Source organism: Rhodococcus sp. M8 (genome assembly GCF_015654185.1).
GTDB classification, from domain to species: domain Bacteria; phylum Actinomycetota; class Actinomycetes; order Mycobacteriales; family Mycobacteriaceae; genus Rhodococcus; species Rhodococcus aetherivorans.
Genome location: NZ_CP064065.1, coordinates 5,658,340 through 5,671,557, shown reverse-complemented (window position 1 = coordinate 5,671,557; position 13,218 = coordinate 5,658,340). Strand labels below are relative to the sequence as shown.

Annotated in this window: 11 protein-coding genes; 2 read left to right on the top strand and 9 right to left on the bottom strand. The window is 72.1% G+C overall.

The window, feature by feature from the left end; translation table 11 throughout:
• Window positions 1–11 precede the first annotated feature (11 nt).
• Window positions 12–1,088 carry a succinyl-diaminopimelate desuccinylase gene (gene dapE / locus ISO16_RS25905; protein WP_072634731.1) on the bottom strand — a complete coding sequence of 359 codons (1,077 nt, stop codon included), beginning with the start codon at window positions 1,086–1,088 and terminating at the stop codon, window positions 12–14.
• Window positions 1,089–1,161: 73 nt separating this feature from the next.
• On the opposite strand from dapE, the gene dapD reads away from it, so the two are divergent.
• Both dapD and ISO16_RS25895 read left to right on the top strand, forming a co-directional pair.
• Window positions 1,162–2,115: a 2,3,4,5-tetrahydropyridine-2,6-dicarboxylate N-succinyltransferase gene (dapD, locus tag ISO16_RS25900; protein ID WP_029542360.1), complete on the top strand. Its 954-nt coding sequence runs from the start codon at window positions 1,162–1,164 to the stop codon at window positions 2,113–2,115.
• Window positions 2,116–2,131: 16 nt separating this feature from the next.
• Window positions 2,132–3,520: an amino acid permease gene (locus ISO16_RS25895; RefSeq protein WP_072634730.1), complete on the top strand. Its 1,389-nt coding sequence runs from the start codon at window positions 2,132–2,134 to the stop codon at window positions 3,518–3,520.
• A gap of 23 nt (window positions 3,521–3,543) precedes the next feature.
• Here ISO16_RS25895 and ISO16_RS25890 read toward each other — a convergent pair whose 3' ends face one another.
• The 8 genes from ISO16_RS25890 to fdxA form a co-directional block, all read right to left on the bottom strand.
• On the bottom strand, window positions 3,544–5,094 hold the full coding sequence (locus ISO16_RS25890) for a substrate-binding domain-containing protein (RefSeq protein ID WP_083662452.1): 1,551 nt from the start codon (window positions 5,092–5,094) through the stop codon (window positions 3,544–3,546).
• 153 nt (window positions 5,095–5,247) lie between these two features.
• A complete protein-coding gene (locus tag ISO16_RS25885) occupies window positions 5,248–6,513 on the bottom strand; it encodes a PucR family transcriptional regulator (protein ID WP_006933981.1) in 1,266 nt (421 codons plus the stop codon).
• Window positions 6,514–6,643: 130 nt separating this feature from the next.
• Window positions 6,644–8,062 carry an acyl-CoA synthetase gene (locus ISO16_RS25880; protein WP_043799251.1) on the bottom strand — a complete coding sequence of 473 codons (1,419 nt, stop codon included), beginning with the start codon at window positions 8,060–8,062 and terminating at the stop codon, window positions 6,644–6,646.
• Between the two features lie 5 nt (window positions 8,063–8,067).
• Complete coding sequence (locus ISO16_RS25875) at window positions 8,068–8,763, bottom strand: hypothetical protein (RefSeq protein WP_006933977.1); 696 nt, start codon at window positions 8,761–8,763, stop codon at window positions 8,068–8,070.
• A 76-nt stretch (window positions 8,764–8,839) separates the two neighbouring features.
• Window positions 8,840–9,859 carry a proline dehydrogenase family protein gene (locus ISO16_RS25870; protein WP_072634728.1) on the bottom strand — a complete coding sequence of 340 codons (1,020 nt, stop codon included), beginning with the start codon at window positions 9,857–9,859 and terminating at the stop codon, window positions 8,840–8,842.
• Window positions 9,856–11,496, bottom strand: coding sequence for an L-glutamate gamma-semialdehyde dehydrogenase (gene pruA / locus ISO16_RS25865; protein WP_072634727.1), 1,641 nt, complete (start codon window positions 11,494–11,496; stop codon window positions 9,856–9,858). The genes ISO16_RS25870 and pruA overlap by 4 nt, the downstream gene beginning before the upstream one ends.
• A 179-nt stretch (window positions 11,497–11,675) precedes the next feature.
• Window positions 11,676–12,761: a succinyldiaminopimelate transaminase gene (dapC, locus tag ISO16_RS25860; protein WP_043799291.1), complete on the bottom strand. Its 1,086-nt coding sequence runs from the start codon at window positions 12,759–12,761 to the stop codon at window positions 11,676–11,678.
• A gap of 35 nt (window positions 12,762–12,796) precedes the next feature.
• Complete coding sequence (gene fdxA, locus ISO16_RS25855; protein ID WP_006933964.1) at window positions 12,797–13,120, bottom strand: ferredoxin; 324 nt, start codon at window positions 13,118–13,120, stop codon at window positions 12,797–12,799.
• Window positions 13,121–13,218 lie beyond the last annotated feature (98 nt).

Below are 13,218 nucleotides of genomic sequence, written 5' to 3'. Positions count from 1 at the left end.
CGCATCGTGCGTCAGGCGGCCAGATACCTCCGCAGCGTGCCGGCGACCTCCGTGATCTGCTTCACGTGCACGTGCTCGTCGCGCTTGTGCGCGAGGTTCGGATCGCCGGGACCGTAGTTGACCGCCGGGATCCCCAGCGCCGCGAAGCGCGCGACGTCCGTCCATCCGTACTTGGCCCGGAACCGGCCGCCGGCCGCGGCGACGAGGTCCGCGGCGGCGGGGTGGGCCAGGCCGGGCAGCGCGCCGGGCGAGCTGTCGGTGAGCTCGAGGGTGACGTCGAGACCGTCGAGCACCTCCCGCACGTGCGCGAGAGCCTGCTCGACGGTGCGATCGGGCGCGAACCGGAAGTTGACGTCGAGGTCCGCGGCGTCGGGCACCACGTTGCCGGCGACGCCGCCGGCGATCCGTACCGTGGACAGACCCTCGCGGTAGACGCAGCCGTCGATGTCCACCGATCGCGGTTCGTAGGCCGCGAGCCGCTCCAGCACCGGGGCCAGCCGGTGGATCGCATTGTCACCCAGCCAGGACCGCGCCGAATGCGCGCGCACCCCGGTCGCCGAGATCCGCACCCGCAGGGTGCCCTGGCAGCCCGCCTCGATCTGCCCGGCCGTCGGCTCGCCGAGGATCGCCACGTCCGCGTCCAGCCAGTCCCGCAGGTCCCGCTCGATGCGGCCGAGACCGTTGTAGGCCGCGGCGATCTCCTCGCAGTCGTAGAAGACCAGCGTCAGATCGTGCGCCGGGTCCGCGATGGTGGCGGCCAGGTGCAGGAACACCGCGTCGCCCGACTTCATGTCGGCCGTGCCGCAGCCGTACAGCAACTCCCCGTCGCGCCGCGACGGCACGTTGTCCGCGATGGGCACGGTGTCGAGATGCCCGGCCAGCAGCACCCGGCTCGGCCGGCCGAGCCGGGTCCGCGCGAGGACCGCGTTGCCGCTGCGGACGATCTCGAAACCGGTGGTCTGCTCGCGCAGCGCCTGTTCGACGGAGTCGGCGATCACCGCCTCGTCCTGCGAGACACTGGGGATGTCGACCAGCGCAGCGGTCAGCTCGATCGGATCGGCGTGCAGGTCCAGGCGCGGTGCAGACATGCAAGTACAATACGTGGAGCGATTTCCCAGGCCGCCGGTGCGAACGACGACGCCTCGCGTACGCTTCACGACCGTGAGTGCACAGGGAGCATCAGCAGTAGGCATCGCCAACATCGCGGCGGACGGCACCGTTCTCGACACCTGGTACCCGGCCCCCACGCTGGGCGAATACAGCGAGACGGGCACGTCTCGGCTCGAGGGCACGGACATCCCGTCGGACTTCGCGCTGCTCGTCGGCGCCGACGAGGCGCGCGAGGTCAACCAGGTCGCGGTCCGCACGACGATCGCCGACCTGTCCCAGCCGCCGGCCGACGCGCACGACGCCTACCTGCGGCTGCACCTGCTGTCGCACCGCCTCGTCCGGCCGCACGGCGCCAACCTCGACGGCGTGTTCGGTCTGCTCGCCAACGTCGTGTGGACCAATTACGGCCCGTGCGCCGTCGACAACTTCGAACTGGTGCGCTCGCGCCTGCGCATCCGTGGCCCCGTGACCGTGTACGGCGTCGACAAGTTCCCCCGCATGGTCGACTACGTCGTGCCGTCCGGGGTGCGCATCGCCGATGCCGACCGTGTCCGCCTCGGCGCACACCTGGCCGCCGGCACCACCGTCATGCACGAGGGCTTCGTGAACTTCAACGCGGGCACGCTCGGCAACTCGATGGTCGAGGGCCGCATCTCCGCCGGCGTCGTCGTCGACGACGGCTCCGACATCGGTGGTGGCGCGTCGATCATGGGCACCCTGTCCGGCGGCGGCAAGGAGGTCATCGCCATCGGCAAGCGCTGCCTGCTCGGCGCCAATGCCGGTGTCGGCATCTCCCTCGGCGACGACTGCATCGTCGAGGCCGGCCTGTACGTCACCGCCGGCACCAAGGTCAGCGGCCCCGACGGCACCGTCGTCAAGGCCAAGGACCTCAACGGCCGCTCCAACCTGATGCTGCGCCGCAACTCGGTCACCGGCGCCGTCGAGGTGGTTCCCACCAAGGGCACCGGCGTCGAACTGAATGCGGCGCTGCACGCCAACGACTGACCCAGAGAAACCGATCGTGTCGAAAACCGAGCACACACTCACCGAAGCCGACCACCTCGAGCACGGGCTCAAGGTCCGGCACCTGACGATGATGGGACTCGGTTCCGCGATCGGCGCAGGCCTGTTCCTCGGGTCCGGCGTCGGCATCGCCGCCGCCGGACCCGCGGTGATCGTCTCCTACGTCCTGGCCGGCATCATGATCGTCTTCGTGATGCGCATGCTCGGGGAGATGGGAGCGGCCCTCCCGGCCAGCGGATCCTTCTCCCATTACGCCCGCATCGGCATCGGTGAATGGGCCGGCTTCACGATGGGCTGGCTCTACTGGTTCATGCTCATCATGGTGCTGGGCGTCGAGATCACCGGCGCCTCGGCGATCGTGAGCAGCTGGCTGCCGGGCGTGCCGCAATGGGTGGTGGCCCTGGTGTTCGTCACGTTCTTCGCGGTGGTGAACCTGGCGAAGGTCGCCAACTTCGGCGAGTTCGAGTTCTGGTTCGCGGCGCTGAAGGTCGCGGTCATCATCGCGTTCCTCGTCATCGGCGTGCTGCTGGTGTTCGGTCTGCTGCCGGACACCGAGCCGGTGGGACTGACACACCTGCTCGGCGACGGCGACGGTTTCGCCCCCAACGGGCTCGCCGGTATCGCCGCCGGCCTGCTGGCCGTCGCCTTCGCGTTCGGCGGCATCGAGATCGTCACCATCGCCGCGGCCGAGTCGCGCGACCCCGAGCGGTCCATCGCGACCGCGGTGCGCACCGTCGTGTGGCGCATCAGCCTGTTCTACCTCGGCTCGATCTCGATCATGGTGCTGGTGCTGCCGTGGACGTCGGCGAGCGGGGAGACCTCGCCGTTCGTGAGCGTCCTCGACATCGCCGGCCTGCCGTACGTGTCGGGCTTCATGGAACTCGTCGTAGTGATCGCCCTGCTGTCGGCGTTCAACGCCAACGTCTACGGCACCTCACGCATGGCGTACTCCCTCGCCCGGGGCGGCGACGGCCCGACCGTGCTCGCGAAGCTCTCCCGCACGGGTGTTCCCCGCAACGCCGTGCTGCTGTCCGTGTTCTTCGGGTTCGTTTCGGTCCTGCTGAACTGGTGGCTGCCGGAGGACATCCTCGGCATCCTGCTCAACGCGGTCGGCTCCGCCCTGCTGGCGATCTGGATCTTCATCGTCGTCTCGCACCTGCGGCTGCGGCCCACGCTCGAACAGGAGGGCCGCCTCACCGTCCGGATGTGGGCGTTCCCCTACCTGAGCTGGCTGACCCTGGCCATGCTCGGCGCGTTCGTCGTGCTCATGCTGTTCGACTCCGCCGCGCGGATACAGCTGGCCTCGACGGCGGTGCTGTTCCTGTTCATCGCCGCGGTGTCCCGGCTGTGGCAGCGCCGGAGCCGGTCCCGCACCGCGGCGCGGTAGGTCCGGGGGGGTGGCCGGCGGCCTCAGCGCTCGCCGCGGTCGGCGAGGGCGTTGACGAAGACGTTCGCGATGTCCGCGGGGTCGCGGGCGACGTAGCTCGAGCCGCCGGTCACGCGGGAGATCTCGGCGAGGGTCTGCGCATCCGCGTCCTCCGTGATGCCGATCGTCACGACGATCACCGGCCGTGCCGGGTCCTGCTCCCGCGCGAGGATCTCGAGGAGCTGCGCCTCGGTGATGCTGTCCGGATCCTCGTTCGCTCCGTCGGTGAGGACGATGACGCTGTTGACCGCGCGCGGGTCGTAACTCTGCTGCACGGCGCGGAACGCCGCGAGAGTCGTGTCGTACAGGCCGGTGCCACCCCCGACCAGACCGGGCACCTTCTCCGCCTGGGCCGCCATCACCTCACGCTGGGTGCGCCCGTCCACGTCGGTGTCGTACCGCCGGATCGGCACCAGCTCGAGATAGTCCTGGCCGTCACCGCCGAGGTCCTGCGAGAACGCCCACAGCCCGGCGGAGACGCTGTCGGGGAACATCGCATTGCCCGCGAGGGCGGCCCGCACCGTCAGGTCCATCCGGGTGCCGTCGCCGGCGGGAAACCGCATCGAACCGGACACGTCGATCGCGACGAGCGTGCGGATCGGCAACGCCATCAGCGACCAGGCGCCGAGCGCCTCCTCCGCCATCGCCTCGTCCCGCAGTGACAGCAGCGGCACGCCCCCGATGCCGCGGCCGTCGGGCAACGGCTCGCCGTCGGGCCCGCGGAACCCGTGGTCGTGGAACACGTCGAGGGCCTTCTCCGTGCCCAGCACCTCGATCAGTACCCGTGCGGCGTCCGTCGCGCGATGGTGCCGGTCGGGCACCGGCGACGTCACCACCACCGGATATTCCAGCAGGATGCTGCCGTTGTCCGGTACCCGCGCCTCGAGGGCCGACTCGTTCGCCGTCGTGAAGGCCAGCACCTGCTGCTCGGTGGCGACGCCGATGCCGTCGGCGCCGATCGTCGCCAGCAGGTCGGCGCCGCTGGGCGCCTCCTCGGTGCGGATGCTCTCCTTCTGGGCCAGCGGCACCATGGCGGTGCGCACCGTGCCGACGGCGACGGGGTCGTCCTGGGTCTCGGCCAGGGCCGCCCGGATCGGGGCGGCGGCGACACCGGTCCGCAGCGGGTTGCCCAGCACCAGATCCGGGATCGCGAGGGCGGCGCGCCAGCTGGACACCTCCGGAACCGCCCCCGGGGGCCCGACCAGCACCGCGGGGGTGCTCGCGATCGCCCCGGCGATCATCTGTACCGGCCCGGCGGCGGTCGGTGCCGCACGACTCGCCCACCACCGGGCATCGGGAATCCACAGGTCGGGCGCGTCGATCCCCTTGCCGAGCAGCCCGGCGACGTCCCCCGGTTCGGCGGTGTCGACCGTGAACTCGTAGCAGTGGGTGTCCGCGTTTTCCGAGAGGACGGAACTCACGGCCGGTTCGATGCTCGGAGCGACGGCGAGGCTGTACTGCTCGACGGTGTCGCATCCTCCGGTCAGGGCGCGGACGACGCCGACTCCGGCCGCCGCGAGCACTACCACCACCACCGCTCCGACGACTGCGACAACCCGGGTCGATCGGCCGTCACGTGACGTCCGCACGCTGTGGCGGCCTCCTGCCATGTGGTCCTCCCCTGCCGGTGCCGGGCCGCGCCGCACACACCGTCGTCATGATCTGCGCCACATCGTAACGGTCCGGTCTCACGTGCCGTCGGAAGGTGAGCCGCCGGCTGCCGCTCCGCTTTGGAGGCGCCGCGCGACGAGCGCGGCGTGCAGGTGGCGCAGCCCGGAGGGGACGGTGGGATCGAACCCGGTGAGCTGCGCGACCCGCTTGAGCCGGTAGTCGACGGTGTTGGCGTGCACGTGCAGGCTCCGCGCGGTGCGCTGGCGGCTCAGTTCGTGGGCGATGTGGGTCTCGAGGGTCTCGACCAGCTCCGGCGCGTCGGCGAGCGGTTCGAGCACCCGCACGAGGTGCTCGCGGGCCGGCCCGGGCCGGGTGAGCTGATACTCGAACGCGAGGTCCTGCATCCGGTACACGCCGGCGGGCCGGCGCAGATGGCCGACCAGTTCGAGCAGCTCGTGCGCCTGGTGCGCCGCGGCGGGGATGCCCGGGACGTCGGACTCGACGAGCGAGACCGTCAGCGGCACCCCCGCGGCACGCGCGACCCGCTCGTAGAGCGCGGTGCGGATGTGCTCGGCCGGGGTGTCGCCGAGCAGCACGGTGCCGCCCTCGGGTCCGAGCATGGTCAGCTGCCGGCCGTCGCACACCCGGTCCAGCTCGGTCTCGAGCCGCCGCAGGGTACGCCGCGCGACGACCTCCGGCCGCACGTGCGGATTGCGCTCGTCCGGGTGCCGGCCCAGCCGCACGCCCAGCACCGTGTACCGCTCGGCCAGCTCGAGCCCGGACCGGCGCGCGACGGCGGCGGCGTCCTGCCCGCCGAGCAGGGCCGTCACGAGCTCCTGGGCCGCGACGTCGCGGTTGCGGCGCATCGCCTCGAGTTCGGCGACGAACCCGGTGGTCGCGGCGACGGTGACGCGTTCGAGCAGCGCCATCCACAGCCGCGACGCCGCGGCGACCGACTCGACGTCGCCCTCGCGGGCCCGGGCGGTGACGAGTTCCCAGCCCAGCCGGATGCCCTCGTGGTAGATGCGCAGCATGTATTCCAGACGGAACCCGGCGCGCGCCCACTGGGCGGCGCTGCTGCGCAGCTCCGACAGGTCGGCGTCGGTCGGCAGCTCCCCCGTGTCGAGCACCTGGATCGCCAGGCGCAGGCACCGGACGGTGATCTCGGTGACGTCGCCGCGCAGGGCTTCGCCCGGTTGCAGCGAACACGGCGCGACGTTGTCCGCGAAGTGCGCGACCAGCTTGCGGGCGACGGCGCGCAGGTCCCGCAGCGGGACCGAGGCGGGCCTTCCGTCGACGACGAACGCCACCCCGGACCGCGAACCGTATTCGGACACCGACATTCCGCGGAACCCCCCATGACTCCGGAAAGAGACGAACTTACTCTGCCGTAGGAAGGTACGTGGCCCGGGCGAATCGGACAAGGGCCCGCAGAGACCTGGCTCACACCCGGCGGCGGCGACGGGCCGAGACTCAGGTCAGCAGCTGCTTCTTCTGGACCTTGCCCATCGCGTTGCGCGGGAGGGTGTCCACCACCCGCACCTCCCGCGGCCGCTTGTGCACGGAGAGCTGACGGGCCACGAGCTCGATCAGCGCGCCCGGGTCGACGGCCGGGCCGTCCGGGGCGGGCACCACGAAGGCGACGATGCGCTGGCCCAGGTCGTCGTCGGGGACGCCCACCACCGCGACCTCCCGCACGGACGGATCGCCGAGCAGCACGGTCTCGATCTCGCCGGCCCCGACCCGGAAGCCGCCGGACTTGATCAGGTCCGTCGACTCGCGACCGACGATGCGGTGGAACCCGCCCGGATCGATCGCCGCGACGTCGCCGGTGACGAACCACCCGTCCGGGGTCCACGCCGCGGCCGTCGCGTCGGGACGGTTCAGGTAGCCGTCGAACAGCATCGGCCCGCGCACCTGCAGCCCGCCGATGCTCTCCCCGTCGTGGGGGACGTCGTTGCCGTGCTCGTCGCGCAGCCGGGTTTCGACCCCGCGCACCGGAGTACCCACCCATCCGGGCCGGCGCTCCCCGTCGACCCGGGTGCTGAGCGTCAGCATCGTCTCGCTCATCCCGTACCGCTCGATCGGGGTCAGCCCGGTCAGCTCGCGCAGGCGCTCGAACACCGGGACGGGCAGCGGCGCGCTGCCGGACACGAGCAGCCGCGCACCGCTCAGGGCTTTCGCGGATTCCTCGTCCTCCACGACGCGGGACCACACCGTCGGCACCCCGAAGTACAGGGTGCCGTGCGCCTGCGCGTACGCCTCCGGGGTGGGCCTGCCGGTGTGGATCAGCCGGCTGCCGACGCGCAGCGGACCGAGCACGCCGAGGATCAGGCCGTGCACGTGGAACAAGGGCAGCCCGTGCACCAGCGTGTCGCGTTCGGTCCAGTCCCACGCCTCGGCCAGCGCGTCGATCCCGGCCGCGATCGCGCGGCGGCTCAGCAGCACGCCCTTGGGCGCGCCGGTGGTGCCGGAGGTGTAGAGCACGAACGCCGTGCGGGACGGATCGGGTTCCGGGTGACTGTGCCAGTCGCGGGCGTGCAGCCGCACCGGCACCACCGGCAGGCCGGGTTCGTCCGGCGCGTCCCCGAGCCACGCCTGAGCTCCGGAGTCGCGCAGGATGTGCTCCCGTTCCGCGGGGCCGGAGTCCGGTGGCACCGGGACGACGGTGACCCCGGCGAGCAGGCAGCCCACCACCGCGATCACCGTCGTCGCCGTCGGCGCGGCGAGCACCGCGAGACGTTCGGCTCCGCCGATGCGGCGGGCCAGGGCACCGGCCGCGCCGAGGATGTCGCTGCGCGAGAGCGTGTGCCCGTCGATGCGGACCGCGTCGGGCAGGTCGTCGCCGCGCGCGACGGCCAGGGGGTTGAGGGAACGAAGCAGCGAAGACACGTCGGTCAGGATCGCACAGCCGCCGCGAGGGCGGCGCGGCGCGGCGGCGCCACCGTCCCGAGCACCGCGCCGAGCAGCACACCGACGAGGACGGCCACGCCGTGCCCGTCACCGGCCACCACCAGCACCGCGCCGGCGAGGCCGATGCCGACGGCGGCCGCGAGCACGGCCCCGCGGGCGCCGACCGCCAGCCACAGGCCCGCGATCGACCCCGCGACCGCGAACGACGCGCCCGAGCTGCCGGCACCGGTCGACGGCGACACGAACGCGGTGAACAGTCCGAACAGCAGCTGGCTCACCGCGAACAACCCGACCGCCCGGCCCGGGCCCCACACCCGCACCGCGACGGTCGCGACGACGGCGAGGAGGAGCAGATTCACCAGGGTGACGAACACGCCGCCGTCCTGCACGAGCACCGAGGTCAGGACCCGCCACCATTCGTCCTCGGCGCGGATCCGCAGCGGGTCGCGGCCGAACGTCCCGAGCAGCGACGGCACGGCCAGGCGCAGCAGCGACGGGACCGCGACGACGAGCCACAGCACGAGCGCGGTCACCGGCGGCGGCCACAGCAGCTGACCCGGCGGGGGCCACCACACCAGCCGCCCCGGCGGCGCGCACCGACGCTGCGCGAGCAGCACCGCGAGGGCCGCGACGAGGGCGAGCAGGAGCACCGAACCGGGGTCGGCCTCCGAGGTGCTCACGGGCGTCAATGTACCTGCGGACGTACCCGGCGTCCGGTTCCGTCGACGGCGGGTCCGCTCCCCCGGCGCCGGACGTTCAATCCCGTGACACCACCGAGCGCAGGAAGAACCGCAGGTTCGACGGCCGCTCCGCGAGCCGCCGCATCAGGTACCCGTACCACTGGGCCCCGTAGGGGACGTACACCCGCATGCGCAGGCCGGCGCCGGCGAGCCGGCGCTGTTCGAGGTCGCGGATCCCGTACAGCATCTGATGCTCGAATCCGTGCGGGCCGCGGGCGTACTCGGCGGCGAGCGGTCCCGCGGCCGCCACGATCGCCGGGTCGTGCGAGGCCACCATCGGATAGCCCTGCCCGGCCATGAGCACCCGCAGGCACCGCAGGTACGAGGCGTCCACCTCGGCGGAATCCTGGTACGCCACCGACGCCGGTTCGCGGTAGGCGCCCTTGCACAGCCGCACCCGCGAGCCCGGGCCGGACAGGTCGCGGCAGTCCGCCTCGGTGCGGCGCAGGTAGGCCTGCAGCACGGCACCGACCCAGGGGAAGTCCTCGCGCAGCCGCCGCACGATCGACAGGGTGGCGTCGGTGGTGGTGTGGTCCTCGGCGTCGACGGTGACCCACACCCCCGCCGCGGCGGCGGCCGCGCAGATCTGCCGGGCGTGCCCGAGCGCGATGCCGGGGCCCTCGGCGCCGAGGGCCAGGCCGAGCGCGGTGAGCTTGACCGACACCTCCACCGCCGGCATCGGCGCATCGCGCTCGACCAGCGGAGCCAGGTCGGCGATCAGCGCCTCGTATTCGGCGACGATCGCCCGGGCCTGCGCGAGATCGGTGGTGTCCTCCCCGAGGTGGTCGATGCTCACCGCCCGTCCGGTGCCGAGCAGGGCCTTCGTGGCCGCCAGCGCGTCGGGGCGGGTGTCCCCGGCGACGAACCGGTCGACGAGCCGGCGTGTCGGCGGCGCCGTGGTGACCAGCGCCCGGACGCGGGGCGACTTCGCGGCCGCGAGGATCACCGGCCGCAGCGGGTTCGACGCCAGCCGCGGCAGCGCCCGCGACGTCACGGGCGGCGACGGCAGCGGTTCCGAGGCGACCACGGACCTCACCCGCCCTTCATGTGCGGGTACCGGTAGTCCGTCGGTGGCACGAACGTCTCCTTGATCGTCCGCGCCGACACCCAGCGCAGCAGGTTCAGCGGCGAGCCCGCCTTGTCGTCGGTGCCGGACGCCCGGCCGCCGCCGAAGGGTTGCTGCCCCACCACCGCGCCCGTGGGTTTGTCGTTGACGTAGAAGTTGCCGGCCGCGAACCGCAGCACGGCGGTGGCCTCCTCGACGGCCGCGCGGTCCTCGGCGATCACCGAGCCGGTGAGCGCGTAGGGGGCGCCGCGGTCGACGAGGTCGAGCACCCGCCGCCACGCGTCCGGCTCCGCGTCGTCGTAGACGTGCACACTCAGCACCGGACCGAAGTACTCCGTGCACATCGACTCGTCACCCGGATCGTCGGTGAGCAGGACGGTGGGCCGCACGAACCAGCCGACCCACTGGTCGTACCCGCCGCCGACGGCGATCTCGATCGACTCGCGGTCGCGGGCCCGCTCGAGGGCGCCGACGACCTTCTCGTAGGCGGTCCGGTCGATCAGGGCGCCGCCGAAGTTCGACAGGTCGGTCACGTCGCCGTAGGTCAGGCTCTCGACCTCGTCGAGGAACTCGGTGCGCATGCGCCGCCACAGGGAGCGGGGCAGGAACGCCCGCGACGCCGCCGAGCACTTCTGCCCCTGATATTCGAAGGCCCCCCGGATCAGGGCCGTGGACAGCACGCCCGGATCGGCCGACGGGTGCGCGAGGACGAAGTCCTTGCCGCCGGTCTCCCCCACCAGCCGCGGATACGTGCGGTAGCCGTCGATGTTGGCCCCGACCTCCCGCCACAGGTGCTGGAACGTCCGGGTCGACCCGGTGAAGTGGATACCGGCCAGCCGCGGATCGCGCAGGAGCACCTCCGACGCGACCCGGCCGTCCCCGGTGATCAGATTGATCACGCCCGGCGGCATCCCCGCCGCCTCGAGCAGGCGCATCGTCCAGTACGCCGACAGGGACTGCGTCGGTGCGGGCTTCCACACCACGGTGTTGCCCAGCAGCGCCGGAGCGGTGGGCAGGTTCCCGGCGATCGCCGTGAAGTTGAACGGGGTGATCGCGTACACGAACCCCTCGAGCGGCCGGTAGTCCATCCGGTTCCACACACCCGGCGACGAATACGGCTGGTCGGCGAGCAGCGCCCGGGCGAAGTGCACGTTGAATCGCCAGAAGTCGACCAGTTCGCACGGCGCGTCGATCTCCGCCTGCTGCACCGACTTGGACTGGCCCAGCATGGTGGCGGCCGCGATCGTCTCCCGCCACGGCCCGGCCAGCAGGTCGGCGGCCCGCAGCAGCACGGCCGCGCGGGCGTCGAACGACATCTCCCGCCACGCGGGGGCCGCGGCCGTCGCCGCCTCGACGGCCGCCGTCGCCTCCGCCGGGGTGGCGTTGCGCAGGGTGCCGAGCACCGCGTGATGGTTGTGGGGCTGCACGATGTCGAAGCGATCGCCCTCACCGTGCACGTGCTCGCCGCCGATGACGTGCGAGACGTCCACCGGTTCGGCCGCCAGCTCCTTCAGCTTGGCGGTCAGACGCTCCCGCTCCGGGCTGCCGGGAGCGTAGGTGTGGACCGGCTCGTTGGCCGGCGCAGGAACTGCAGTGACGGCGTCCATGGGGCCTCCCTGGGCCCAGGGTAGCGCCGAACACGGCGTCGCATACGGCAATCCTGCTCGGGCAGCGTCGCTTCCGCCGTGCGCGCATCACGTCAGCCGGTGCGCGCACATCACATCAGCCGCTGCGCGCACATCACATCAGCCGGTGCGCGCACATCACGTCAGCCGATGCGCGCGCATCACATCAGCCGCTGCGCGGCGGCCGCGATCCTCTCGTCCGAGGCCGTCAGCGCGATCCGCACGTGCTGGACGCCGCCGGGACCGTAGAACTCGCCCGGGGCCACGAGGATCCCGCGTTCGGCGAACCAGTCCACCGTCGCGCGGCACTCCTCGCCGCGGCTCGCCCACAGGTACAGGCCGGCTTCGGAGTGATCCACCGTGAACCCGGCACCGCGGACGGCCGCGAGCAGCACCTCGCGGCGCTTGCGGTACAGCTCGCGCTGCGCGTTCTCGTGTTCGTCGTCGTTCAGCGCGACGGTCATCGCCGACTGGATCGGCAGCGGCACCATCATGCCGGCGTGCTTACGCACCTCGAGCAGGTCCGCGACGAGTTCGGCGTCGCCGGTGACGAAGCCGGCGCGGTAGCTGGCCAGGTTCGACGTCTTCGACAGCGAGTGCACCGCGAGCAGGTTCGTGTGGTCGCCGTCGCACACGCTCGGGTGCAGGATGGACAGTGCCTCACCCTCCCAGGTCAGGCCCAGGTAGCACTCGTCGGAGACGACGATCGCGTCCCGGCTGCGCGCCCAGTCCACTACCTTGCGCAGGTGTTCGAGGCCGAGCACCTTGCCCGTCGGGTTCGACGGCGAGTTCACGAACACCAGCGCCGCGCCCTCGGGTCCCAGGCGGTTGAGGCCGTCGGCACGAATGATCCGCGTGCCGGCGAGCAGCGCTCCCACCTCGTACGTCGGGTACGCCAGCTCGGGGATCACCACCAGGTCGCTGCCGCCGAGGCCGAGGAGGCTCGGCAGCCACGCGATCATCTCCTTGGTGCCGATGGCCGGCAGGATCGCGGACGCGTCGATGCCGGTGACGCCGTAGCGTCGGGCCAGCGCCCCGACCGCGGCGGCGCGCAGCGCTTCCGTGCCGTGGGTGGTCGGATACCCGGATTCCTCCGCGACGGCGAGCAGCGCCTCACGGATGACCGGGGCGACGGGGTCGACGGGGGTGCCGACCGAGAGATTGACGATGCCGCCGGGGTGCGCGGCCGCCTTCTCCTTCGCGCCGGTCAGCGAGTCCCACGGAAAGTCCGGCAGGCTCGCGGCCACCGAACGACGAGTGCGCGTCACGGTACCGCCGATCACTATTCCTCGCCCATGGGCGGCAGGGCCTTGACGAACGGCGGGTCGTAGTCGACCTTGCCGAGCTTGGCGGCGCCACCCGGGGATCCGAGATCGTCGAAGAAGTCGACGTTGGCCTTGACGTACGCGCTCCACTCGTCCGGCACATCGTCCTCGTAGAAGATCGCCTCGACGGGGCACACCGGCTCGCAGGCACCGCAGTCCACGCACTCGTCCGGATGGATGTACAGCATGCGACCGCCCTCGTAGATGCAGTCGACCGGGCATTCCTCGATGCACGCCTTGTCCAACACGTCCACGCACGGTTCCGCAATCGTGTACGTCACTGGTGTTCTCCCTGCCTCTCTGGTCGCCCGCCCACCTGCACGGTCACGCCGAATCGGGGCGCGCTCCGCGTCCGTCGACGTCCAGTATCCCCCGCCGC

Excerpts from the sequence above, each read along its gene's own strand:
- pruA (WP_072634727.1), bottom strand. The coding sequence starts at position 11,496 with ATGGACGCCGTCACTGCAGTTCCTGCGCCGGCCAACGAGCCGGTCCAC.
- ISO16_RS25885 (WP_006933981.1), bottom strand. The coding sequence starts at position 6,513 with ATGTCGGTGTCCGAATACGGTTCGCGGTCCGGGGTGGCGTTCGTCGTC.
- dapE (WP_072634731.1), bottom strand. The coding sequence starts at position 1,088 with ATGTCTGCACCGCGCCTGGACCTGCACGCCGATCCGATCGAGCTGACC.